Origin of the sequence: Carbonatibacter coralli (assembly GCF_039592655.1) — a bacterium.
Taxonomy (GTDB): Bacteria; Pseudomonadota; Alphaproteobacteria; order Kiloniellales; family Kiloniellaceae; genus Carbonatibacter; species Carbonatibacter coralli.
Genome location: NZ_JBBUTJ010000009.1, coordinates 51,170 through 76,262, shown reverse-complemented (window position 1 = coordinate 76,262; position 25,093 = coordinate 51,170). Strand labels below are relative to the sequence as shown.

Genomic DNA, 25,093 nt, shown 5'->3' with positions numbered 1-25,093 from the left:
ATCATGCCTGAAATCCAAACAGACGACAGCCAGAGTTCTGGCGGCAAACAGCTCCCGTCCCATGCAAAAGTTGTCATCGTCGGTGGCGGTGTTGTCGGTTGCTCCATCCTGTTCCACCTCGCCAAGTTCGGCTGGAAGGATGTTGTCCTGCTGGAACGCAGCGAACTGACATCCGGCTCCAGCTGGCATGCCGCCGGACAGATCCACACCATTTCCTCTGACCCCAACATCTCCCGCCTGCAGGGCTACACCATCAATCTCTACAAGGAGATCGAGGAAACATCAGGACACTCCGTCGGCATGCACAACACCGGCGGGTTTTATCTCGCCTCCAACCAGGACTGGTACGACTACCTCAAGCGCGAACGCTCAAAGGCCCGCTACATGGGGCTGGATCAGGAGTTCATCAGCCCGGAAGAGGTGGCCAGACTTCACCCGCTCATCGATCCCTCCCACTACATTGCCGCCCTGTGGGACCCCCTGGACGGGGATGTCGATCCCTCCGGTGTCACCTATGCCTATGCCAAGGCCGCCAAGGTCCACGGTGCAAAGTACTTTACCCATACACCTGTGATCGAAACGCATCAGCGTCCGGATGGCAGCTGGGATGTGATCACACCAAACGGCAATATCAATGCGGAACACATTGTCAACTGTGGAGGCCTCTGGGCCCGGGAAGTCGGGCATCTTTCCGGTCTTCACCTCCCCGTGCAACCGATGGAGCACCACTATCTGATCACCGAGGAAATCCCGCAGATTGCCGAACGCACAGAGCGCCTGCCGGCCGGAATCGACTACGAGGGCAACATGTACTTCCGCCAGGAACGCACGGGCATGCTGCTGGGCACCTACGAGCCTGTTGCCACCCCCTGGTCGGTGCGCGGCACGCCAAAGGATTTCGGGCACGAACTGCTGGAAGCCAAGCTCGACAACATTGCCGATCGTCTCGAGCTGGGTTTCGAGCGCATTCCCGCTCTTGCCGAGGCAGGCATCAAGAACATCATCAACGGGCCCTTCACCTTTGGCCCGGATGGCAACCCCATGATCGGCCCTGTCCCCGGCATGAAGAACTACTGGGTCGCTGTCGGTGTCATGGCCGGTTTCTGTCAGGGCGGCGGCGTTGGCCTCAGCATGGCGGAATGGATGATCGACGGCGAGCCTTCCATTGATGTCTGGGCCATGGATGTGGCTCGCTTTGGCGAGTTCGCAACACCGGACTGGGGCACCATCAAGTCCACCGAGAACTATGAACGCCGTTTCGTCATGACCTTCCCCAATGAAACCCTGCCCAAGGGCCGCATGCAGAAAACAACCGCCCTTTACGATCGCCTTGTGTCAAAGGGTGCTGTCATGGGTCAGGGCTTCGGTCTGGAAAACGCCCTCTGGTTTGCAGACGGCCCGGAGGATGCACACGAAACACCGACCTTCGAGCGCAATCGCAGCCACGATTATGTGGCCCGCGAGGTCAAGGCTGTCCGTGAAGCGGTTGGCGGGATCGAGATTGCGAACTTTGCCAAGCACGAATTCAAAGGGGCCGGGGCGCGCGCCTATCTGGACAGGACCCTTGCCGGGTATGTTCCCGGGCCCGGCCGTCTGGCTCTCACCCCGATGTTGACACCAAAGGGCAAGCTCTATGGTGATCTGACAGTCGCCTGTCTGTCAGACGATCACTTCATGCTCTTTGGCTCCGGCGCCATGCAGGAGGCGCACCGCCGCTGGTTCGAAAAGGACCTGCCTGCCGATGTCAGCTACACAAATGTCAGTGATGACTGGCACGGCATTGCGCTTTCTGGCCCCAGATCCCGCGAGCTCCTTCAGCGGATCACCCGTGAGGACGTCTCGGCAGAAGCCTTCAGGTTCAGGGACCTCCGCCAGACTTTTGTCGGGGATGTACCGGTTATTCTCAACCGGATTTCCTTCTCCGGCGAACTGGGCTTCGAGATCTATTGCAGGCCCCAATATCTGCTTCGCCTGGCCCAGGCCATTGAGGACAATGGCGCAGACCTCGGTTATCGCTGGTATGGTGCCCGCGCCCTGATGTCCCTGCGTCTGGAGAAAAGCTGGGGTGTCTGGACAACGGACTTCCGCCCGGATTTTGATGCTGTCGAGTCCGGCATGGATGCCTTTATCAACTGGAAGAAGGATTTCGTCGGCAAGGAAGCCACCCTGAAACTGCGAGAGGAAGGCCCGAAACGCAAACTGGTCACCCTTGTCATTGATGTTGAGGGGATTGACGTCTCCAACGACGAAGCCATTCTGAACGACAGGGGTGAAGCCATCGGCTATGTCTCCTCCGGAGGCTATGCCCACCACGTGCAAAAATCCATGGCCATGGGGTATGTCGATATCGACAAGGCCCAGGCGGGCACAAAGCTGCAGGTTGAAATCCTTGGAAAAACCTGCACAGCCGAGGTGCTTGGCGCACCAATCTACGACGCCAATGGCGCAAACATGAGAGCCTGAGACAAAAAGGGGGGATCACTGCGATCCCCCTTTTTTCATGACGCCCCCAAAAGGTCCCGCCCTCTTTTCAGGAACAGCTGATACTCTTCATCCGGCTCCCGCATGCACCTGTGATCCGGATACGGCCCGAATTAAGACAGACCACCGAAAAGTGATACGGGAAAGAGGAGGTCCATGCGGCTTCCTCTTTTCTTTATGGCAAAGCGGGATTAAAGAAGAAGGCAGACCACACAGGAAACGCTTACATGCTGAACTTCACAAGTCCATCCGACCAGCAGGCCTTCAACAAGGCTGTCGATCAGGCCATTCGCACAGCCGCTGCACAAGAAATCATGCCACGCTTTCAAAAGCTCGGGGATCAGGACATCAACAGCAAGGCACACGGCGAAACGGTCACCATTGCCGACATTGAGACGGAAAAGGCGCTGTCCGGAACCCTGACAGCCCTCCTGTCCGGTTCCCGCATTCTGGGCGAGGAATGCTATGCCGAAAATCCGGATGTCATGCAACTGATGGAACAAAAGGGCGCAACCTGGGTGATTGATCCGATTGACGGCACCAACAACTATGCCAGCGGCAAGCCCGTTTTCCGCTGTATGGTTGCTCTGGTTCTCGATGGCAAGACCACAGCAGGCTGGATTTACAATCCTGTTGAACACACCATGCTCAGCGGCTGGGACGGACTTGGAGCCTTCATCAACGGAAAAAAACAGTCTCTTCCGGCCAATCCCGAAAAGCAGATTGGCACACTGCACAGCCAGTCCAGAGCGCGCGCCGAACTGAAGACAGCTCTGGAAAAGGGCCGCAAGAAAGTCGAAACCGTCAAAAGCCTTCGCTGCGCAGGTGCAGAGTACGACCGGCTGGTGCGCGGGGAACTCGCCTTTTCCTGTTTCAGCAGACTGATGCCCTGGGATCATCTGGCCGGAGCACTGATCCATCGTGAAGCCGGCGGCTACAATGCCTGCCTTGAAAAACAGCCCTACACCACATCAAGCCACCACAAAAGCGAAGGCCTGATGATGGCTCCCGACAGGGAAAGGTGGGAAGAACTGCACACCATTCTGTTTAACGGCATTGCCTTTTAAACCGGCAGTATAACCCAACTGAAAAACCACATCGCAACAGTTTGAAAAGGGGTTATATCTGCCCGTTTTCAAGCGCCTTGGCGCGATCCCATTCACGGTCCATTTCCTCAAGGGAAGCAGATTTCAGGTCCGCATTCCGTTCGGAAAAGGCCTGCTCGACAAAACGGAAGCGACGCTCGAACTTGGCATTGGTCCGGCGCAACGCCTTCTCCGGATCAATCCGCAGGTGTCGCCCCAGATTGGCCACAGCAAACAGCAGATCACCGAATTCATCTTCCAGACGGTCCCGCTGTTCCTCATTGGCCTCCGCAGGGTTTTCAGGGCACTCGGCCAGAACCTCATCCAGTTCTTCACGGATTTTCTCGACAACAGGGTCCAGATGATCCCAGTCGAAACCGACCTTCGCCGCCCGCTTCTGCAATTTGACAGCCCGTGTCGAGGCGGGGAGGCCAACCGTGACATCATCCATCAGGCTGGATCTCCCAGACAGCCCTTTCGACGCACGCTCCTCAGCCTTGATGGCCTCCCAGGAAACCTCCTGCTGGTCCGCTGTCGTGATATCCGCAGCAGCATAGATATGCGGATGACGGCGCACCATCTTGTCCGTTACGGCCTGCGCCACGTCGTTGAAGTCAAAAATGCCGCCATCCTGAGCCATCTGGGCGTGAAAGACGACCTGCAGCAACAGATCCCCCAGTTCGTCCTTCACATCATCCATTGAACCGTTTTCGATAGCATCAGCCACCTCATAGGCTTCCTCAATGGTATAGGGCGCAATGGTTTGAAAGGTCTGTTCGATATCCCAGGGACAGCCCTGTTCCGGATCACGCAGGTCACGCATCAACTGCAAGAGACGGTCAATGCCGCGATGGGAAGGATCCGGTATGTTTTTCACGTTCAATTAGTCCTGTCTGTCCGAGTGTTTTCTGCCTCCTGATATAACAGAAGAAAGCCTGCGAAGGCATCCTGAAAAACAGGACGCCCTGCAAAAGGCCGGGACCCGCTCTCAAACGGGTCCTTAACAGTCGTCGGCAGTCCATGGCCTGCGGTTTGCTGTCCTGACGTTGCTGCCTAGGCTTGACTGTCAACAGCCTCGACCAGATAGTCGTGAATCGTCACACGCCCCTGCGCATCCAGAGAAACCTGCCAGGTTTCATTGACCAGCATGTTGACCGCTTCTCCTCCGAAAGGCGATCCCTCGAAGGTTTCGGCCAGCAAGCGGATACGCAGATCAACCTGATAGCCCGTATCGCTCCGGCGGACTTCAAGCTGCTCCACCTGATGATCACACCCCGGCCTGAAGGTTTCCCGGGCATGACTGTACCAGTCCCTGAAACCTGCGTGACCCGAATAGCGTCCATCGGGCATAACCCAGTTCACGTCCCGGTCCAGATGCTCCAGAAACCAGTCGCTGCTCTGTGGCAACTGGTCAAACTGCCGGAACCACTCTGTCACAAAGCGCTCAATCCTGGCTTGCGGGGAATTCAGCAGGCCATCAATCTGCTCCAGCAGACGTCCGGCATGATCCCGCGCGCGGCTCTGGACATCCTCCAGCCTGTTGTAGACCCCGGGAATATAGACCATGCGATGTGTATAGACCGGCGCCCGATAGACCAGCCCCGCCAGATAGGCCGTCTGCTGAAGCGGGTGGAGGAACTGCTCGATTTTGAAGTGGTTGTAACCCAGCGGGTCATAGGTTTCCTCTGCACCGCCAATCGTAAGGGACAGGATAAAATCCTTGCCCTTGAGCTTGTCGCCCTCAGGCCCATAAGCAAAGTTGTAGGAAAAGACATCATCCACCCACTTCTTCAAAAGCGCAGGTACAGCGTACCAGTGGAAGGGAAACTGCAGCACAATGACATCGGCTGCCTTCAAGGCAGCCTGCTCGGCCTCGACATCAATCCTGAAATCGGGATAGAGCCTGTCCAGCCTTCGGATATCCATGCTTTCCGGAGAGTCTTCCAGACACTTCAGAATCACCGTGTTGGTATGAGACTTCTCCAAATCCGGGTGACCGGAAATAACGACAATCTTGCTCATGAAAACTCCAAACAGAAAATGTGTTCCTCTTCTGTCAGGAATTTACGCTTTCTCACTGTTATGTTTTAGTGGAGCAATATCTAACAGATTAATAGCTAAAACCTAACAGGATATCTCATGAAAGGTTCCACCTTTAACCAGTTGACCGTTTTCCAGACCATTGTTCGCGAAGGCTCAATCCGCGCAGCAGCAAGAAAGCTCGAGATCGCTCCTCCTTCCGTCAGCCAGGCTCTGAAGCAGCTTGAAGGCCATCTGGGGCTTCCACTCTTTTCGAGAACCACGAGACGGATGGAACTGACAGAAGCCGGCACCCGCCTTCATGAACAGATCAGTGGCCCCATTTCCACACTGGACAACGCGCTGGAAAAGGTACAGGACCTCAGCCGGACACCTTCCGGGCATGTCCGCATCACCCTGCCCCGCTTTGCCTTCCAGATGTTTCTGCGTCCAGTTTATGCCGAGTTCTGCCAGCGTTACCCGGACATACAGCTGGAAATCTCGGTCACGGATGAAGCCGTCGATATCCTGAGTGAAGGCTATGATCTCGGTATCCGCTTTGGTGACAAGATTGACGAAGGCATGGTGGCCCGCCCTATTACACCCGCGTACAGGGAGGCCCTTTTCGCCTCGGACAGCTATATCGATCACTACGGTCTGCCTGCATCCCCGGCAGAACTTCAAAATCACAAACTGATCCAGTACCGCTACATGGCTTCCAACCGGCTTGCTCCCCTGAAACTGCTGGACAAGGGCCACAGCACCACTGTGCAGATGCCCCTTGCCCTGATTGTCAACGACACAGATGCCATGGTTGACGCCGCTGAAAAGGGGCTTGGAATAGGCCGGATCATCACGCCGATGGTTTCAGAAAAATTCAGAAATGGCTTCCTCAACCCCATACTGAAGGATCACTGGTATCCCTACCCTCCCCTCTATGTCTATTTTCTGCAAAACAGCCAGAAAGCCCGACGTGTCAGGGTTTTAATCGACTTTCTTCTGGAGAAAGGAAAAAAATACAGGCCTGACGATCCACAGGAAACGATTTCACACTGAAAAATTGACCTATTAAATATTGCAAAAAATTTCACAAAAGGATTCGTATAATCTCAAACGATGAGCTTCAAAAAAAATTAACATGCAAAAAATCTGTTGGCACCCACAGCCTCTGTTCCCTTTTTTCAAGATAAAGCAGAGGCGCTATATCCCTGTTTTCCTAACTTCTGCAACATTTTAACCTGACTGAAACGGTCCGGCATTCTCCGGATCTCTCTTTATCCTCCCGTTACAACCCTTTTGTTCCCCTTGCGCAAACACATGCAGGAATAACCGTTTATTAATGTATGAGAGCGATTTTAGAGCACTAGAGGAGCGTCCGTGTTGCCCCGTCATTGCCCCATCGGATGAAGATGCTCCTGTAGGATATTTGCAGCATCGGAGAAAAGAAGTGCTCAATAACTTGTCCCTCAGCGCAAAGATGACACTCACTATGGTCACAATGCTTGTTGTGTTCCTTGGCGTTGGCCTCTTTGTTCTCCTGAAAAACAATGAAACCGCCCTGAAGGAAACCACACTCGAACAAGCGCGAGCCATTGGTGAACATCAGGCTTCTGAAGTCGCAAAGCAGCTTGATGCAGGTATGGCCATTGCCCAGACGATGTCTGAAACCTTCAACAACATGCGCAACAACGGCATCAAGGACCGAACTGTCTACGACCAGTTCCTGAAAACCGTTCTGGAAAACAACCCGAACCTCGCTGGTGCCTGGGCCGGTTACGAACCCAACCAGCTTGACGGAAACGATGCCGCCTTCGTCACAGAAAAGAACAAGCGCGGGCGCTTTCTGAACTACTATTACAATTTCGGCAAGGGGATCTTCCCCTCCCAGATCACCGATTACGAAAGCGATCCGAACGATCCGAGTGCCGACTGGTACTACTATCCCCTGAAAACGGGAAATCCCTTCCTGGTTGACCCGATTGCCTATGACATTGAAGGCAACGCTGTCACCCTTGTTTCCTTCGTTTTCCCGCTGCAGGACACCTCCGGAAAGATTCTCGGCGTAATCGGCATCGACATGAACCTGAACGACATGTCCGACCAGTTCAATGCCCTGACACCTTTCGAGACAGGTTCCGTGAACCTTATCTCCAACAAGGGCCAGTGGGTCTCCAACCGGGACGCCGAACTGCAGGGTCAGGAACTTGACAGTGCAGACAGTCTCTATGCCGATGCCCTGAAACAGATCCCGACCGGCGGAGCGCTGGAAGGTCTGTCCGGCGACAGCTACAAGCTCTTCATTCCGGTCAACATCCGCCAGAACGAAAAGCCATGGTCCGTCATGGTTTCCGTTCCACTGGAAAAGATCACAGAAAAATCCGATGCACTGGCCAATGCAACCCTGATTGGTGGTCTGGCCCTGATCGCAATCGTTTCCATTGCTGTCTTCTTCATTGCCCAGCACATGATCCGCAACCCGCTGCACAAATCTGTCGGGGTTATCTCTGCTCTTCAGAACAAGGAGTATGACATGACCATCGACGGGCAGGATCGCGGCGACGAGATCGGCGAGATCAACCGTGCTCTCGAGGGCTTCCGTGAAAACGCCATGAAAATGGTTGAACTGGAAGAACAGGCCCGCGAGGCAGAGGTCAGAGCCTCCAGAGAACGTCATGATGCCCGCCTGAAAATGGCGGATGACTTTGAAAGCTCTGTCGGCAAGATTGTGGCTTCCGTATCCCAGTCAGCCGATCAGATGCAGGGGTCTGCCATCAACATGACCTCCACTGCGGAACAGTCTGCCAATCAGGCCTCTGTTGTGTCTGCTGCGGCCCAGGAAGCGTCCATGTCTGTTCAGACTGTCGCCGCCTCTGCCGAGGAACTCTCTGCTTCCATTCAGGAGATTTCCGCACAGGTTCAGCGCTCGGCAAGCGTTGCAACAGATGCTGTGACAACCACCAGCGAAGCCAATACCCTGATCCAGGGACTGGCCGGCTCTGTCGAGCGCATTGGTGAAGTTGTCAAGCTGATCAACGACATTGCCGATCAGACCAACCTGCTGGCTCTCAACGCGACCATTGAGGCCGCACGCGCCGGTGAAGCCGGCAAGGGCTTCGCGGTTGTGGCGACAGAGGTCAAGTCCCTCGCGAACCAGACAGCCAAGGCCACGGAGGAAATCTCTTCACAGATTACCTCGATCCAGAATGAAACCGGCAGCACGGTTGAAGCGATCAGCAAGGTGAATGACATCATTTCCAGCATTCACGAGATCTCGACAACCATTGCTTCTGCCGTCGAGGAACAGGGTGCAGCAACCCAGGAGATTTCAAACTCCGTCCAGATTGCAGCCGGTGGTACCGATCAGGTGACCTCCAATATCGCACAGGTCCGCGAGGCAGCAGAAACGACTGGCTCCGCAGCCGGTGATGTTCGCAATGTTGCATCGGAACTGGCAAGCGAAGCCCAGGCTCTGGAAACCCAGATGCACGGCTTCCTGCAAAGCCTGCGCAAGGCAAGCTGAAGCATCCCTCCGAACAGGAAAAAGCCCCGCAGTTTTTTTGCGGGGTTTTTTTTGAACCTTGCGGGCCAATGGAACGACTGAAGCATTATCCCATCAAAATCAGGGCCAGAGGATCTTTCTGATGACAGCTTTGCAAACGCCGATTTCAGCCTATTTTGCACTTGCATTTGCCATACTTTTCCTGCTTGTCGGAGGACTTGTGTCCTATATCTACATCGGCAGCTCTGCGAACACACGCTCACTCAAGGCCAATGGCGTGGCCACGGAAGCAACGATCACAGAACAGTTTCTCATCTCCCGGGAAAAAACGCCTTCCGACAAGGATTATCGCAAGGACATACAGGATCTCGAAAATCCGGCTGACAAGTTCTTCTTCTATATCCGTTACAGCTTCAGGCTCCCGAACGGGGAAATCATTACCAGTGATTACCGACTGGATGCCGAAGAAGACTACGCGGATTTTCAAATCGATGACATCATTGATATTGTTTATGACAGCACCAATCCCGAAAGCACCTATGTCAGCGAAATCGGTTTAAGGGAAAACAACCCCCAGCTTCCCTATTTCCTGATGGGACTGCTGTCCTGCGGCCTGGCTCTGCTCTGGCTCTTTTTCCGCCTGAAGGTATAAATCATCCCCGAAAACAAAGGCCCTGCCCGTTTTCAGGCCAGAGCCTTTGCGTTTCAGGGATCGGAATATTCGATCAGGCAGTTTGCGTTTCCGCCAGTTCCTCATCAACCGGATGGCTCAGACGGCCCAGCATTTCCCGGGGCACAACCTGCCAGAAGTTGTTCACTTCCCTGCTCCAGTTCGCAAGAAGAGCCTGTGCGTGCGCAGAATCCGTTGCGGCGATATGCTGCTCGATCCGCTTGAAGAGTTCCGCACGCCAGTGTTCTGTTTTTACACGCTGCATGATCACACTCTCGCCGTTCAGACGCCCTTCCAGCGTGCCATCCGGATCATGGACAAAAGCCATTCCCCCCGACATGCCTGCAGCAAAGTTCAGCCCCACAGGCCCAAGTGAGACAACCACACCACCCGTCATGTACTCACAGCCGTTGGAGCCACAGCCCTCGATCACAGCCTCCGCACCGGAATTGCGCACGGCAAAGCGTTCACCGGCCTGCCCGGCAGCAAAAAGCTGTCCGGCCGTTGCTCCATAGAGAGCCGTATTGCCGATAATGGTGTTGTCCAGCGTCACGAGAGGAGAGGAAAGCGGTGGACGGACAATGATCTTCCCGCCCGAAAGCCCCTTGCCGACATAGTCATTGGCATCACCACGGACCTCGATACGCATCCCCTGTACAGAGAAGGCCCCAAGAGACTGACCTGCCTCACCGCGAAGACGGATGGTCAGATGATCCTCCGGCAGGGCTTTCATGCCAAAACGCCGCGTAATCAGGGAGGCCATCCGTGTCCCGACCGCGCGATGCGTGTTGCGGATGGTATACTGCAACTGCATCTTTTCACGCTGTTCAAACAACGGGGCCGCATCCTTGACAATCTGGCTGTCCAGCGTATCCGGAACAGGATTGCGTTCATCCAGTGTGCAATAGGACGCACCGCGAATTGGCCGGGCAATGGCCAGCAGCGGGTTCAGATCAAGGTCATCCAGATGTGTCGAGCCACGGCTGACCTGACGCAGAAGATCCGTACGCCCGATCACATCCCGCAGCGAACGGGCCCCCAGCGACGCCAGAATTTCGCGAACTTCCTCGGCAAGGAAGGAGAAGAGGTTCACAACCTTTTCCGCCTTGCCGACAAAGTGCTTGCGCAGGTTTTCATCCTGCGTACAGACCCCGACCGGGCAGGTGTTCGAATGGCACTGACGCACCATGATGCAGCCCATGGCCACCAGCGAAGCCGTCCCGACACCAAACTCCTCTGCCCCGAGGATTGCTGCAATCACAACATCACGACCGGACTTGATACCGCCATCTGTCCGGAGGATCACGCGATCACGCAAACCGTTCAGGGACAGAACCTGATGGACCTCACTCAGTCCCATCTCCCACGGCATGCCGGCATATTTCAGCGATGTGTAGGGCGATGCACCCGTTCCGCCAACGTTGCCGGATACCAAAATGACATCGGCCTTGGCCTTGGCCACACCGGCTGCAATGGTGCCGATACCTGTACATGACACCAGCTTCACGCAGACCCGCGCCTCCGGATTGATCTGTTTGAGATCATAGATCAGCTGTGCCAGATCCTCGATGGAGTAGATATCATGGTGCGGCGGTGGTGAAATCAGCGTAACGCCCGGTGTGGAGTGACGCAGACGGGCGATCAGCTCTGTCACCTTGAAGCCCGGCAACTGTCCGCCCTCACCGGGTTTTGCTCCCTGGGCCACCTTGATCTCGATTTCGCGACAGCGGTTCAGATACTCGGCTGTCACGCCGAACCGACCGGATGCAACCTGCTTGATCGCAGAGTTCTCGTTGTCGCCATTGGCATGAGGCTCGTACCGCTCGGGGATCTCCCCGCCTTCACCGGAATCAGACTTCGCACCGATCCGGTTCATGGCAATGTTCAGGGTGCCATGCGCCTCGGGGCTGAGGGCACCGAGAGACATGGCAGGCGTCACAAAGCGCTTGCGCAGGGCTGTGATGGACTCCGTCTCGTCAATCGGAACCGGAGTGGCTCCGGACCGGTTGAAATCCAGCAGGTCCCTGAGAGCAACGGGTTCCTGCTGTTGCAGGCTTTCCGTATATTTCTTGAAGAGGCCATAGTTGTCCTGTGCAACAGCCTGCTGCATCAGATGAATGCCCTCCGCTTCCCAGGCGTGCTGTTCTCCACCCTTGCGATAACGCAGGAAACCACCGACCGGCAGTGTCAGACTGTCTCCCCGGCTCCAGGCCTCATCATGCAGGGACAGGACATTTTCCTGAATGCCGGAAAGCCCCATGCCGGAAATCCGGCTGGCCATCCCCGGGAAGAATTCATCCACAAGCGTCCGTGACAGACCAAGAACCTCGAAGTTGTATCCGCCACGATAGGAGGACACGACAGAAATCCCCATCTTCGCCATGATCTTGAGAAGACCGTCATCAATGGCGGTTTTGTAATTGCGCATGGCCTCTGCAAAGGACAGCTCGCCATAAAGTCCCTTTGCACAACGGTCCGCAACAGCCTGCTCGGTCAGCCAGGCATTGACTGTTGTCGCACCCACGCCAATCAGAACGGCAAAACACTGAACATCCAGACATTCTCCCGAGCGTACATTCAGGGATGCATAGGTCCTCAGGTTCTGGCGCACCAGATGGGAGTGAACAGCGCCGGTTGCCAGTATCATGGGCACAGCCGCGCGATCCGTATCAACGGCCTCGTCCGTCAGGATGATGTGCTCGCGTCCCTTGCGCACCAGTTCTTCCGCTTCCGAACAGATCCGGGCGAGCGCATCGCGCATAGCAAAGGAACCGGCGTTGACATCAAAGGTACAGTCGACATAGCCGACAGAATTGCTCATGTAGCGAACCAGTGCATCAAATTCGCAGTTGGTCAGGACAGGGCTTTCCAGTTGCAGGATTGTGACCTGTTCCTCGCTCTGATCCAGAACATTGCGAAGGTTCCCCAGACGCGTTTTCAGGGACATCACCTGACGCTCCCGCAGGGAGTCAATCGGCGGGTTTGTCACCTGCGCGAACTTCTGGCGGAAGAAATGGTGCAGAGGGCGATAGCGCTCGGACAGGACAGCCTGCGGCGTGTCATCGCCCATGGAACCGATCCCCTCCTTTGCCTGCTCGATCATGGGCTGGAGAACAAGCTCCATGTCTTCCATGGTCTGGGCATATCCCAGTTGCCTGCGTCGCAGGTATTCTGTCGTCTCGACAGCGCTCTTTTGCGCCAGTTCGCCAAAGGCTGCATTCTGGATTTCAGAAGAGGTCTGCTCCGGCTGGATCAGATCATCCATGACTACAATCTTCTGAACCCACTGGCTGAAAGGCTGCGCATCGGCAAGGGCATCCTTGATTTCACCATCGTGATAGAGCCTGCCCTCGGCAAAGTTCACAGCCAGCATCTGCCCCGGACCAAGGCGTCCCTTTTCAACGACGCGATCCTGTGTCACAGGAACCATGCCGGTTTCGGAACCTGCCATCAGCAAACCGTCATTCGTAATGGTGTAGCGCAGCGGACGCAGACCATTGCGGTCCGTTCCGGCCAGTGCCCACTGCCCTGCAAAGGCACAAATGGCCGCCGGACCGTCCCAGGGTTCCATGATCGCATTGCAATAGGCATAGAGATCCTTGTGCTTCCGGGGCAGCGCATCGTTCTTGCTCCAGGATTCAGGGATCAGGATTGTCTTGGCCATGGGCAGTGTTCGCTCGGACCGCACCATCAGTTCAAAAACAGAATCAAGAGCGGCAGAATCAGAAGACCCCGGCAGGATCACCGGTTTGAGATCATCAACATAACTGCCGAAACTCGGGTGATTGATCCGGGTTTCGTGGGACTTCATCCAGTTGACGTTGCCCTTGAGCGTGTTGATCTCCCCGTTGTGGGCAATCACACGGAACGGCTGGGCCAAGGGCCAGGTCGGGAAGGTATTGGTCGAGAACCTCTGGTGGAAAATGGCCACACGCGAAACAAAGCGCTCATCATGCAGGTCCGGATAGAAATCCGAGAGATTTTCCGCCAGAAACATGCCCTTGTAGATCAGCGATCGCGCAGAAAGGGAACAGATGTAGAAGTCCTTGATGGACTCTGCCTCCGCTGCCTTTTCGATCCGGCGGCGGATGATGTAAAGATCGGTTTCGAAGCGATCCCCGTCGGACCCCTTGGCATTTTCAATCAGAACCTGCTCGATCTCCGGACGGGTCTGGGCAGCCTTTTCACCAATCACCTCGGTGTTCACAGGAACCTGGCGCCAACCGTAAATCCGGTATCCCAGCATAATGATCTCGCGCTCGACCAGAATGCGGCATCGCTCCTGGGCTGCGAAATCCGTACGCGGCAGGAAAACCATACCAATGGCAAGATTTTGCTCTGCCTTTTCTCCGGCAAGATCCTGTCCCATCTTCCGGACATGGGAGCGGAAAAAGTCCTGCGGAATTTCAATGTGAATACCGCAACCATCCCCTGTCTTGCCGTCCGCATCGACCGCTCCGCGGTGCCAGACTGCCTTCAGCGCATCAATCCCGGCAACGACAACATCACGGCGCGGCGTGCCATCAATGGATGCAATCAGCCCGACACCACAGGCACTGTGTTCGTCTTCAGGATTGTAGAGCCCCGCCTCGGCAAGGTATTCGGACTGCCGGAGCCAGTCTTCGGCCTTCCAGTCCTGTTCACCGGCAGCAGAGTTCGCATTGTTGTTGTATTGTTCAGCCATTGTCTCGTCTCCCCTTACTCTGCAGCCTCGATGTTCACGCCCTGCTCGCGCTGCGCGGCAATCCACAGATCAATTTGATCCGCAGCATCGCGTGCATCCTTGATGGCCCAGACCACAAGGGATGCTCCGCGATAGATATCACCGGCAGCAAAGACACCATCCAGTGCCGTCATGCGTGTCTGCTCATCAGTCTGGAGTGTACCCCGCCGGGTCACTTCCAGACCCGGCTGATCAAAGAGACGGGGAAGATCTTCTGGCATAAAGCCCAGCGCCTTGATCACAAGGTCCGCTTTCAGGGTTTCACGGGAGTCAGGAATGACTTCCGGCGTCCGGCGACCGGAAGCATCCGGCAGGCCCAGACGCATTGCAGACACCATCACACCCTCAACAGCGTCAGTTCCTGTAAAGGCATCCGGCCGGGACAACCAGCGGAAGGTCACACCTTCCTCCTCGGCATTGGCAACCTCGCGATCGGAACCGGGCATGTTTTCCCGGTCACGACGGTAGAGACAGGTCACGGACTTTGCTCCCTGACGGATCGAGGTTCGCACGCAATCCATGGCCGTATCGCCGCCGCCGATTACAACAACATCCTTGTCCGCAGCAGAAAGGGACTGTTCCATGTGATCCGCCTTCGAAAGACCAAGGTCCTGACGGTTTGCCTCTGTCAGGAAATAAAGGGCCGGCACAATTCCGTTCTTGTCAGAGCCCGGGATCGTGAGATCGCGCGCCTGATAAACACCTGTTGCAATCAGGATGGCAGCATGGCGCTGCTTCAGTTCGGCAAAGCTGACATCCTTGCCGATATCAATCCCCAGATGGAACTGCACACCGCTGTCCGCGATCAGCGCTGTACGCCTTTCGACCACGGATTTCTCAAGCTTGAAACCGGGAATGCCATAAATCAGCAGGCCTCCTGCCCGGTCATAGCGATCGTAGATATGAACCTGATATCCTTTCGAACGCAGCTGTTCCGCTGCAGCCAGTCCTGCCGGTCCGGCACCAATGATGCCAACCGACTCAGGCAGTTTCCGCGCAGGAACAACAGGCTTCACCCAGCCCTTTTCCCAGGCCGTGTCGGTCAGGAATTTTTCCACGGAACCAATGGTCACGGTGCCATGGCCGGACTGTTCAACGACACAGGAGCCTTCGCACAGCCTGTCCTGAGGGCAAATACGTCCGCAGATCTCGGGAAAGTTGTTTGTTGATTGCGACAGATGATAGGCTTCTTCCAGACGATCCTGCGCGGTCAGCATCAACCAGTCGGGAATGTTGTTCGAAAGCGGACAGTGAACCTGGCAAAAGGGAATGCCGCACTGGGAACAGCGACTGGCCTGGTCTCTGGCCTTGTCCTCCGAATAGCCCTCGTAGATTTCCCGGTGATCCTTGCTGCGCTCCTCCGCAGAGCGCTTGGGGGGCATTTGTCGATCCAGCTCGACAAATCGGAGCATGCCTTTGGTCATTGTACCAACCTTTCCTGAGGACAGTCAGGTGAGCGGGTTATCGTTTTGCCGATTTTTATCCAAAAGCGTCACCTGACAATGAAATATGGACAACATAGGTAAACAACACTGACCTAATTGTCAAGCCGATTGACGACATAGCCCCTGTGACATCTTTTCGCTACTGCTGCCGGAACCTGTGAGATAACTTCCCCTCCTCCCATCTGGAGCGGAGTGTAAAAACGACACCAAGCGCCACGATCCCTGCGCCGGTCCACGTCAGGACAGGATAGCTTTCGCCCAGAAAAACTGTTGAAATCAGGAGCCCTGTTCCCGCAGCAACATAACCGATCTGGCTCAACAGAACCGGCCCTCCGACCCTTTGAAGCCGAAAGAAAAAAGCAAAGGTCAAACCGGCACAGAACAATTGAAGGCCTGTCGCATATGGAACATTTTTCAAGAGCTGAAAATTGCCCGGGTCCCCCTGTAAAAACAGGATCACGGAAAAGGCCAGCAAGGCAAAACCGTGGGACCCCAGTGCCAGTTGATCCGGTTTGGCCTCTGCAGGCCAGAACCTGCTGCGAAAGACATTTCCGGCCGCCAGGGAACAGGGAACAAGAAAGGCCAGCAAAAGCCACAGTACGTCCGGGGAACCTGTCTCGGCAATCATACGCGACAGCGCAATAACAACAGCACCAAGCAATCCGGTCACGATACCGATGCGTTCCAGTCGCGGAGGCAGCGCAAAACCGTTCATCAGCGCCAGTACAGCCGTGCAGACAGGCGACAGGGCAAACATCAGTCCCATATATCCGGCTCCAACATGCGGGATGGCTGCAAAAAGCAGCAGGTTTGGAACAACAAAAGAGATCAGCCCTGCCCCTGCTGCATAAAAAAGCGCCTGCCTGCAAAACCGGATTTCACCCAGACCGGAACCGCGCCCTGCAGCAGCCTGAAAGACCATAATCCCGGCAGAAAAAAGGAATGCCCCCAAAGACAGCAGGGCTGCCCAGAGCACGGGAGAAACCCCGGCCTGAGCAGCAACTTTGCCCAGAGGAAACCCCAGACCAATAAAGGTTCCTGTCAAAAGCAGCAACGGGACAGGGCGCTCGGGAAGCGTCTTCATATGAACCTCCCCCGACCGGCAATCTCTTCGAGCGCAAGGCGGGAGCTGGGCTTTTCCCTTTCCTGCAAATAGTCCGGCAAACGTTCCGGTGCAGACCGGTGCCCCAGCACAATCGCAATCTCGAGTTTGTAGCGCGCGGGAATGGACAGGACAGCCCTTGCCTCATCATGCTTCAAACCGGCAACAGCATGCGTAAAATATCCCATTTCTGTTGCCTGAAGCGCAAACTGCGCCCAGGCTGCCCCTGCATCAAAGGAATTGTAGCTGGCCGCCTGATCCTCCCTGTCATCCCGCCAGCTCACCACCGTATCCGATGCCAGAAAGACAAGGGCTGACGCCGATGGAGCCCAAACCGCGTTCAGTTCATCAAACAGGGAGACAACCTCGTCCCAGTTGTCGTCTCCGCGGTGCGAAACGGCAAAGCGCCATGGCTGGACATTGTACCAGGACGGCGCAAAACGGGCAGCTTCCAGCATCCTGTCGATATCGGCCTGGGGCACGGCCCGCTCAGAAAAGGAGCGAGGAGACCAGCGCTCAAGGAAAAGCGGATGGATTGCACGGGATGCACCGCGTTGCAAAGCCAGGGTATTCTTGATCTTGCCTGTCATGAGAGACACCTTTATCATTAAAGAGACATCAAATATTTCCATATCGAATAATTCGATATCAAATTAAATAGGTTTGTCTGTTCATCAGGTCAAGCCCGACAGGTATGCGCATGACAAAAAAAACACCGGAAAAAACTGTCCAGCAGGCACCAACAGACCGGATTATGGAGCAATGGCAAACGGAAAGACCCGACATTGACAACCTTGTCATGGGTGTTTGCGGCGATATCTGGCACGCCAGTGAGACCATCAGACGAGCCGTGCTTGAAAACCTGAAACGAAGCAAGCTCGACTTCCCCCAGTTCGATGTTCTGATGACCCTGCGCCGACAGGGGCGAAGCTCTGCGCTGTCCCCATCACAACTGGCAGGGGAAATGATGCTTTCGACCTCTGCCATGACAAACAGGCTCGACAAGCTGGAACAGCGTGGCCTGATTGTGCGCAAGGCCACCGAAGAAGACAGACGCTGTCTGAAAATCTCCCTGACAGACGAAGGATTTTCAATGGTCGACAGCCTTGTCGTCACTCATGTTGAGACTGAAGAAAAGTGTCTGGCTTCACTGTCGACAGAAGAGCGTCATCTCCTGCGCTCCCTGCTTCAGAAAATCTCCCTTTCCTCGCAGACAAGTTGAGGAAACACCCGACAAGGTTTCAAAAGGACCTGTTGAAAAGACAGGCAAAACCATGCCAAAAGCTCAAAACCGGTTTTGAAACTCACACCAGAAAAACAAACCTGCACGCAACATGACTGACATTCCAAACGCAACAGCCCCCTTGTCACAGCGTATCTCTGCCAAGCAGAAACGTTCCCAGGAAAAGCTGGATCTCATTCTGGAAACAACACTGAAAATGTTGAGTTCCATGCCTGCAGACAAAATCAATACCAACGAAATTGCCAGACAGGCCGGCGTCAGCATCGGTACCCTCTACCGTTTTTTCCCGAAGAAAGAAGTCATCTATTACGAGTTGTTCCGGGACTGGCTGCAACAGACCCTGCGTGTTTTTGATTCTGTAGCCGACTCCTTCACCGGAAGCGAAAGGATCGAAGACTGCATCGAGGCCCTGCTCGACAAGCTTTCAGAAGATGAAACCATCAATTCCGTCGGTCACTGGAAGCTCAGGCGTTCCATGGTTGTCTCCAGCGAACTCTCTGCACTGGAAGAGAGCCATCAACGTGAAATTTTCAGCAGACTGCTGAAAATGCAAAAGCAGTTCGGACTGGAGCCTGCTCCGGACCAGGCTCTGCTGCAGGCCCATTTCATCAACCAGATCTCCATTGCCTGCCTCAACACCATCGCCAATGCTCCCTCTGCAGAACTGCGCCGGGATGCTCTGGCGTGGAGCAAACTGACAATGAAACAGGCGTTCCTGGGGAAATCCGGCACAGTTTGATTTTTTTATGAGCAATTGCTCATTTTTTTATTGCACCCACAAGAGAACTTGCACTAGAAACATGATAAGAATGATTATCAGTTACATATCGGTGCATTTTCATGCTGATATCCCCACAAAAAGCCTTTCGAAAAGACGCTTCCCCATCTGACAGGGAAAAACTCGATATCCGGGTTTTCCTCGCTCTGGCGGGCCTCTATGTGGCGCAGGCCATCCCCATCTACTTCATTGCAGCGGCACTTCCGGCCATTCTCAGAAGCAAAGGGGTGGATCTGGTTGCCATTGGTTCCTTTGCCATTCTCATGCTGCCCTGGGTGCTCAAGTTCCTCTGGGCTCCGTTTGTGGACCGATGGGGAAACACCCGCTTTGGACCCCGCAAAAGCTGGATTGTTCCCATGCAGCTTGTCAGCATCGGCCTCATCCTCTTTCTCTCGCAGCTTGAGCCCGCAGAGAACCTTTCTCTTCTCTTCCCCTTGCTGATGCTGATGGCCATCTGTTCTGCCACTCAGGATATTGCCACGGACGGCTATGCTGTCGAGCATCTGCCCCCGTCACAGATCCCGCTTGGCAATGCCATTCAGGGTGGCAGTGTTGCAGCCGGTGTGATTGTCGGTGGCTCTCTCACCCTCTTCGTCCACGATTTTGCAGGCTGGCAGACAGCTCTTGTCCTCTGCGCCCTTCTGGCGTTCACAGCCCTGCTCCCGGCTCTGTTCCTTTCAGAGGACACAGGCAAAAGACATGAAGAGGAACCCCTTGCGAACCAGCAGGAAAAAGCCAGCCTGAAAAACTTCTTCAAAGCCGGCTGGGCGGTCCCGGTTCTGCTCTTTGCCTTTGTTTTCCGCTTGCCGGAAGGACTGGTCAAGGGTGTTGAACAGGCCTTTCTTGTCGATCAGGGACTGAGCCTGACAAAGATCGGTCTGATCAGTGGAACCAGTGCTGCCTGTGTCGGGCTGGGTGGAGCGGCCATTGCAGTCTTCCTGATCAAGAGGTTCGGGCTGCTCCGGTTCTTCTGGATGATCGGCGGGCTGCGCATCGCGTGCTTTGCTCTCTATTTTCTCTTCGCCCAAAGCGAACAGCCGCCCGAACTTTCGCTGATCCTGCTTTCGGGTTTTCACACCTTTATTCGCTACATGGAGATCGTGGCACTCTACAGCGCCTTCATGCGATTTTCATCCCTTCAGCAGGCAGGAACGGACTTTACAATCCTGTCCTGCGCCAACCTGTCCATTTACATGCTCGGGGGCTTCCTCGCTGGCGTCATCGCAGAGCACTGGGGATACAGCATCCTCTTCGCCCTTGCGGTTATCCTTGCAGTCCCCGGCATTCTCCTAGCCATGCGCCTTCTGTCGCAAAGCCAACAACACGCCTCAGAGCTCAGCACTCGATGAGATAAACAGAGAAAAGCCATGTTGAACACTGAAACAGCCCGCATCAGGAAAATGCTGATGCTGGGAACCACCGCCCTTGTCCTCAATCCCGGATTTTCAGCCTACGCCCAATCCGCGGAAACACCGGAGGAACTGGAAGCTGTCGTCATCACAGCCAGCAGGTCCGAAAGCCCTGTATCCTCCATTCCCGGGACCGTCCAGATCATCTCCGGCGAGGAAATCGTCGAAGCCTCGAAGGCAACCGGTGACATCACCCAGGCCCTCGGCAAGATGATCCCCGGCTTTTCCCTCGACAACGGCACACTCGCCGGAGGCGGAGAAACATTCCGCGGCAGAACGGTTCAGGTTCTGGTCAACGGAACACCGCGAAACATCGGACTGCGCAACATCAGCCGCATTCTGAGCCTGATCAATCCGAACACCATTGAACGCATCGAGGTCATTGCAGGCGCCAGTGGCGTTTATGGTGACGGGGGTACCGGCGGTATTCTGAACATCATCACAAAGGATGCCCGGGAAGAAGGCTGGAGCGCAGAGCTTTCCGGCACTCTTTCCAGCAGCGAACAGGATCTGGCCGATGGCCTCAGCACCCAGAGCTCTGCCTCAGTGGCCTACAGGAAAGAAGTCTTCAGCTCGCGACTGGATGCCCGCATCCGCACCACGGGTGACATGTTTGACGGCGATGGCGACCAGATCGCCGAGGATCCACTGATCGGTCAGGGCGGTGGCTCGGGGATTGAACAGTACGACATTTCAACCCAGACAAGCTATCAGGGCGAGAACCATGACATCACGCTCTTCGGCTCTTTCGTTCATCTGGAACAGGACATTGATCATCTGTCAAACTTCCAGACGGACCCGGTTTCCGTAAACTTTGATTCCTCCTATCCCGGAGAACCTCCCCTGGAGGATACCGTCAATCTCAGTCTCAGTTTTGACTATTACGATCTGCCCGTTGGCGACATCAACATCACCGGCTATTTCAATGATGCTGAAAAGCGCGCCTCCTTTGTCGCCGCTGACGCACTGGCCAATCCCTTTGTTTACAGCGATCCTGACAATCCCGGTCTTGTCCAGGACCCCGATGCGCAGTCCGTGCTGTTCGCAACGCAACTGGGATTGAGAACCACGGTTTCATCGGATCTCGACTTTATCCATGATGGTGTTCAGTTGAACTGGGGTGTCGATTACAGCTTCAACGATGTCCGGCAGGAAATTCTGGATGGCCGGGACATCATCGCCCCCATGAAACAGAACTCCTATGCCGCCTTTGCCCAGCTGGAAGTCCCCGTCGGCGATTATCTGGACCTGCGCGCAGGGATCAGGCACGAGCGCTTTGATATCGAGATTGATGACTTCACAAGGCCCGCCGCCAATTTCCTGACAGGGAACCCCCTTCTCCCTGTCGCACCTGTTGCAGCCGCACAGGTTACAGGAGCAGATACAACGTACGAAGCCACTGTTTTCAATGCGGGGGCCGTCGTGCATGTTACCGAGAAAACAGATATTTTTGCCGGTTTCTCACAAGGCTACTCCGTTCCGGATATTGGTGCTTTTACACGAAGGGCTGTAGACAGCAGCAGTCTTGCGGCACTCAGCAGAACGTCCTTTGATTTCTCTGACATCGCACCGGATGCCGCAGTGGTCAACAACTACGAGATCGGAACGCGCTTCAACAGCCTGGATACGGATTTCAGCCTTTCGGCTTTCCTGTCCACATCCGACAAGGGCACAAACATCACCAGCGATGCCCTTGCACTTTCACAGAACAAAGAGCGCATCTACGGTGCCGAGCTGACATTGAATCACAAGGTTTCCAGCCAGTGGAATGTCGGAACCGTTCTGGCCTATCAGGAAGGACAATGGGATCAGGACGGCGACGGGCGTCTGGATGACGACCTCCCGAACAGCCGGATCAACACGCCCTTCAAGGCCAATGTCTTCAGCGGATACCGCTTCAGCGATGCGTTCGCAGTTTACGGAGAAGCCGTCTATACCGCAGGGCGCGATGCCGATGACGGTGGCACCCGCCAGCTCAAACTGGACCCGACCTTCACCCTGAACGGCCGTCTCAACTATGACAGCGAATTCGGCCTGTTCCAGTTTGGTATCGACAACATTCTGGACAGGGAACAGGAAAACCCCGTTGCAACCTCCCTGCGCAACACCCCGATCAATGCGGAGGGACGCCGCTTCTATCTGAGCCTGACCAAGGAATTCTGATCCCTGTCAGTCCGGAACAGAAAAGGAGAGCCTGAAGGCTCTCCTTTTTTCTTATCCGAGGACATCCTTGACCTTGCTCGCAAGCTGCTTGAGGCTGAAGGGCTTGGGCAGGAAATCAATGCCTTCATTATCGCTGAGCGACTGCCTGAAGGCATCTTCCGTATAACCGGAAATGAAGATGACCTTGAGCGAGGGGTTATGTTCGTGCAGCTTCTTGATCAGGGTCGGCCCATCCATATTGGGCATCACAACATCCGAAATGATCAGATCAACCCGGTCCCCGTGCTCATCGAGAACCTCAAGGGCATGTTCACCCGAGTTGGCCTCCAGCACGTCATATCCCTTGTTGCGAAGCGCCCGCGCCGAGAAAGCACGGACTGCATCCTCGTCCTCGACCAGAAGGATGGAACCAATACCGGTCAGATCCTGGGCCTTGTCCTCAATCAGGGCTTCCTGTTCGAGCTCTTCCTCGCTTTGCTGATAGTGCGGGAAGAGCAGGGTGAAGGTCGTCCCCTTCTCTGCCTCGGAATCAACAAAGATAAAACCGTTGGACTGCTTGACGATACCGTAAACTGTCGAGAGTCCCAGCCCTGTCCCTGCCCCCAGTTCCTTGGTCGAGAAGAAGGGATCAAAAATACGATCAATAATTTCACCCGGAATTCCGTGACCATTGTCCTGCACCTTGATCAGGACATAGTCCCCTGCCGGAATTTCATCGCCGCGATAGCTGTACGGCTGATCGACAACAACATTGGAGGTCACGATTTCCAGACGTCCACCGTGATCCATCGCATCGCGGGCATTGACTGCCAGATTGATAATCACCTGTTCCAGCTGTCCCTGATCGGCACGAATGTCCCCCAGATCACGGCCGTGAGCAATCCGGAGCTCCAGACTTTCCCCCATCAGTCGACGCAGCAGGTGTGCCAGTTCGGCCAGAATATCTGTCACATTCAAACGCTTGGGCTGAAGCGCCTGCTGTCTGGAAAAGGCAAGCAGCTGCCTGACAAGGTTGGCTGCCCTGTTTGCGTTCTGCTTGATCTGCATGATGTCCGAGAAGGACTGGTCCCCGGGACGGTGGCGCATGAGCAACAGATCGGAAAACCCGATCATGGCGGTCAGCAGGTTGTTGAAATCGTGGGCAATGCCTCCTGCCAACTGGCCAACAGCCTGCATTTTCTGTGACTGGGCAAACTGCGCCTCGAGATTGCGCTGCTCGGTGGCATCGATAAAATTCAGAAGATAGCCCCCCTCAAGCCCGGTGCCAATTTCCAGTGCCGTGACCTGAAGGCTGCAGACACGATGATTGAGGATCACATCGACAAGCCCGGAATGGCTTTCCTTGTTTTCGAAGATCTCCGCCACAGCTTCAGCATGCTCGTCAGCAAAGAGTGTGACAAGATCACGATTTTCCAGCTGCCCGGCATCAAGCTCTGCCTTGGTCTCTCCGCCAAGAAGATGCAGGAAGGCAGCGTTGCACTCCTTGACCCTGAGATTGGCATCAACCAGCACAATGGCCACAGGCGCTTCATCAAAGAAGGTGCGAAAACGTTTCTCCGATTGTTCCAGAGCAACCAGCATTTCCCTCTCGCGTGTCAGGTTGCGCACAACCGAACGCGTTCTGAAGCCCTTGTCTCCACTGTTGTCCCGGGCAATATGCTGTGAAATGGACACAAGTATCTGTTCTGTCTCGCCATCCTTTCCGCGAACTGTCAGCAGGACTTCATCCGTGTCCTTGCCCATATCGGAAAAGGGATGATAGGCCGGGATGTCATCCGGCAGGGGACTGGCCAGCAATCCATGCAGATTGATCGCCCCGCTTTCCAGTTCCGATGACGAATATCCCAGCCACTCGGTCAGCGTCTGGTTCGCAAAAAGAAACCGCCCTTCTTCATCAACAGAGAAGAACCCGATCGGTGCGTTTTCAAGCAGGTCGACAAATCGCTCCTGCTGATCATCAAGGATCTGCTGCATCTGGCGCCGGACAGTAATGTCATCCAGCAGCCACAAGGCATAACCGGCCCGCTGCTCGACGGGATAGGCCGAAATCCGGAGCCACTGGGTGTCTCCGGAACGGCGCTCCGCTGTCAGGCCTGACAGGGAAGCGCTCCCCTGGCTGACGGGCAGCTCGATCTCGATTTGACCGGAAACACCATTGCGGACATTCAGCGCCAGCGACTTGATTGAGCGCTGCACATCCTCATGTCCCTTGCTCTTTTCCAGAAGGATTGTCGGAATGGGCCGTTGCTCTCCGGGAAAGAACTTCGCGAAAGCCGAGTTCACATGCAGAACCTTGCCCTTGGGCGAAACAATCTGACGCGGAGAAGGAATGGCACTGAGAGAGCGGGAAAAGATCGAGGAGCGATAGTACAGCAGTCCGGCGACCAGCAGCGCGACCAGCAAAGCGGTCATCAAAAAGGCAATCAACAAAGTCATGGTTGTATCATCAAAAGACATGCGTTTTCCGGTAAATTCA

16 protein-coding genes are annotated in these 25,093 nt (G+C 55.2%); 9 read left to right on the top strand and 7 right to left on the bottom strand.

Annotation, left to right across the window (positions count from 1 at the left end):
* Both AAAH10_RS15330 and AAAH10_RS15325 read left to right on the top strand, forming a co-directional pair.
* Window positions 1–2,463 (top strand): GcvT family protein (locus AAAH10_RS15330; RefSeq protein ID WP_343565150.1); only part of this gene is annotated, 2,463 nt, incomplete at its 5' end.
* 245 nt (window positions 2,464–2,708) lie between these two features.
* Entirely contained in the window at window positions 2,709–3,548 is an 840-nt protein-coding gene (locus AAAH10_RS15325; protein WP_343565148.1) for an inositol monophosphatase family protein, read from the top strand.
* A gap of 52 nt (window positions 3,549–3,600) precedes the next feature.
* Here AAAH10_RS15325 and mazG read toward each other — a convergent pair whose 3' ends face one another.
* Both mazG and AAAH10_RS15315 read right to left on the bottom strand, forming a co-directional pair.
* Window positions 3,601–4,443, bottom strand: coding sequence for a nucleoside triphosphate pyrophosphohydrolase (gene mazG, locus AAAH10_RS15320; protein ID WP_343565146.1), 843 nt, complete (start codon window positions 4,441–4,443; stop codon window positions 3,601–3,603).
* 176 nt (window positions 4,444–4,619) lie between these two features.
* A complete protein-coding gene (locus AAAH10_RS15315; RefSeq protein ID WP_343565144.1) occupies window positions 4,620–5,588 on the bottom strand; it encodes an NAD(P)H-dependent oxidoreductase in 969 nt (322 codons plus the stop codon).
* Between the two features lie 117 nt (window positions 5,589–5,705).
* On the opposite strand from AAAH10_RS15315, the gene AAAH10_RS15310 reads away from it, so the two are divergent.
* The 3 genes from AAAH10_RS15310 (at window position 5,706) to AAAH10_RS15300 (ending at window position 9,736) form a co-directional block, all read left to right on the top strand.
* Window positions 5,706–6,641 (top strand): LysR family transcriptional regulator, encoded by a 936-nt coding sequence (locus AAAH10_RS15310; protein WP_343565142.1) that lies wholly within the window; start codon window positions 5,706–5,708, stop codon window positions 6,639–6,641.
* Between the two features lie 433 nt (window positions 6,642–7,074).
* Entirely contained in the window at window positions 7,075–9,105 is a 2,031-nt protein-coding gene (locus AAAH10_RS15305; protein ID WP_343565140.1) for a methyl-accepting chemotaxis protein, read from the top strand.
* Window positions 9,106–9,226: 121 nt separating this feature from the next.
* Window positions 9,227–9,736, top strand: a complete 510-nt coding sequence (locus AAAH10_RS15300) for a hypothetical protein (protein WP_343565138.1) — start codon at window positions 9,227–9,229, stop codon at window positions 9,734–9,736.
* A gap of 73 nt (window positions 9,737–9,809) precedes the next feature.
* Here AAAH10_RS15300 and gltB read toward each other — a convergent pair whose 3' ends face one another.
* From gltB to AAAH10_RS15280, 4 genes are all read right to left on the bottom strand, one after another.
* Entirely contained in the window at window positions 9,810–14,438 is a 4,629-nt protein-coding gene (gltB, locus tag AAAH10_RS15295; protein ID WP_343565136.1) for a glutamate synthase large subunit, read from the bottom strand.
* Window positions 14,439–14,452: 14 nt separating this feature from the next.
* Window positions 14,453–15,901: an NAD(P)-dependent oxidoreductase gene (locus tag AAAH10_RS15290; RefSeq protein ID WP_343565134.1), complete on the bottom strand. Its 1,449-nt coding sequence runs from the start codon at window positions 15,899–15,901 to the stop codon at window positions 14,453–14,455.
* A gap of 160 nt (window positions 15,902–16,061) precedes the next feature.
* Window positions 16,062–17,006: a DMT family transporter gene (locus AAAH10_RS15285; protein ID WP_343565132.1), complete on the bottom strand. Its 945-nt coding sequence runs from the start codon at window positions 17,004–17,006 to the stop codon at window positions 16,062–16,064.
* Window positions 17,003–17,614: a nitroreductase family protein gene (locus tag AAAH10_RS15280; protein WP_343565130.1), complete on the bottom strand. Its 612-nt coding sequence runs from the start codon at window positions 17,612–17,614 to the stop codon at window positions 17,003–17,005. Before AAAH10_RS15280 ends, AAAH10_RS15285 begins: the two co-directional genes overlap by 4 nt.
* A gap of 110 nt (window positions 17,615–17,724) precedes the next feature.
* Between AAAH10_RS15280 and AAAH10_RS15275 the strand changes: the two genes are divergently transcribed.
* The 4 genes from AAAH10_RS15275 (at window position 17,725) to AAAH10_RS15260 (ending at window position 22,617) form a co-directional block, all read left to right on the top strand.
* Complete coding sequence (locus AAAH10_RS15275; RefSeq protein ID WP_343565129.1) at window positions 17,725–18,246, top strand: MarR family winged helix-turn-helix transcriptional regulator; 522 nt, start codon at window positions 17,725–17,727, stop codon at window positions 18,244–18,246.
* A gap of 112 nt (window positions 18,247–18,358) precedes the next feature.
* A complete protein-coding gene (locus tag AAAH10_RS15270; protein ID WP_343565128.1) occupies window positions 18,359–19,006 on the top strand; it encodes a TetR/AcrR family transcriptional regulator in 648 nt (215 codons plus the stop codon).
* A gap of 101 nt (window positions 19,007–19,107) precedes the next feature.
* The gene (locus tag AAAH10_RS15265; protein WP_343565126.1) at window positions 19,108–20,394 is read left to right on the top strand and encodes an MFS transporter; all 1,287 of its coding nucleotides are present in this window, start codon (window positions 19,108–19,110) and stop codon (window positions 20,392–20,394) included.
* Between the two features lie 18 nt (window positions 20,395–20,412).
* Entirely contained in the window at window positions 20,413–22,617 is a 2,205-nt protein-coding gene (locus AAAH10_RS15260; RefSeq protein ID WP_343565125.1) for a TonB-dependent receptor, read from the top strand.
* A 51-nt stretch (window positions 22,618–22,668) separates the two neighbouring features.
* Here the strand turns inward: AAAH10_RS15260 and AAAH10_RS15255 are convergent, their stop codons facing one another.
* On the bottom strand, window positions 22,669–25,074 hold the full coding sequence (locus AAAH10_RS15255) for a response regulator (protein WP_343565124.1): 2,406 nt from the start codon (window positions 25,072–25,074) through the stop codon (window positions 22,669–22,671).
* Window positions 25,075–25,093: the final 19 nt, after the last annotated feature.

Excerpts from the sequence above, each read along its gene's own strand:
- AAAH10_RS15325 (WP_343565148.1), top strand. The coding sequence starts at position 2,709 with ATGCTGAACTTCACAAGTCCATCCGACCAGCAGGCCTTCAACAAGGCT.
- AAAH10_RS15315 (WP_343565144.1), bottom strand. The coding sequence starts at position 5,588 with ATGAGCAAGATTGTCGTTATTTCCGGTCACCCGGATTTGGAGAAGTCT.
- AAAH10_RS15310 (WP_343565142.1), top strand. The coding sequence starts at position 5,706 with ATGAAAGGTTCCACCTTTAACCAGTTGACCGTTTTCCAGACCATTGTT.
- AAAH10_RS15305 (WP_343565140.1), top strand. The coding sequence starts at position 7,075 with ATGGTCACAATGCTTGTTGTGTTCCTTGGCGTTGGCCTCTTTGTTCTC.
- AAAH10_RS15300 (WP_343565138.1), top strand. The coding sequence starts at position 9,227 with ATGACAGCTTTGCAAACGCCGATTTCAGCCTATTTTGCACTTGCATTT.
- gltB (WP_343565136.1), bottom strand. The coding sequence starts at position 14,438 with ATGGCTGAACAATACAACAACAATGCGAACTCTGCTGCCGGTGAACAG.
- AAAH10_RS15290 (WP_343565134.1), bottom strand. The coding sequence starts at position 15,901 with ATGACCAAAGGCATGCTCCGATTTGTCGAGCTGGATCGACAAATGCCC.
- AAAH10_RS15285 (WP_343565132.1), bottom strand. The coding sequence starts at position 17,006 with ATGAAGACGCTTCCCGAGCGCCCTGTCCCGTTGCTGCTTTTGACAGGA.
- AAAH10_RS15280 (WP_343565130.1), bottom strand. The coding sequence starts at position 17,614 with ATGACAGGCAAGATCAAGAATACCCTGGCTTTGCAACGCGGTGCATCC.
- AAAH10_RS15275 (WP_343565129.1), top strand. The coding sequence starts at position 17,725 with ATGACAAAAAAAACACCGGAAAAAACTGTCCAGCAGGCACCAACAGAC.
- AAAH10_RS15270 (WP_343565128.1), top strand. The coding sequence starts at position 18,359 with ATGACTGACATTCCAAACGCAACAGCCCCCTTGTCACAGCGTATCTCT.
- AAAH10_RS15265 (WP_343565126.1), top strand. The coding sequence starts at position 19,108 with ATGCTGATATCCCCACAAAAAGCCTTTCGAAAAGACGCTTCCCCATCT.
- AAAH10_RS15260 (WP_343565125.1), top strand. The coding sequence starts at position 20,413 with ATGTTGAACACTGAAACAGCCCGCATCAGGAAAATGCTGATGCTGGGA.
- AAAH10_RS15255 (WP_343565124.1), bottom strand. The coding sequence starts at position 25,074 with ATGTCTTTTGATGATACAACCATGACTTTGTTGATTGCCTTTTTGATG.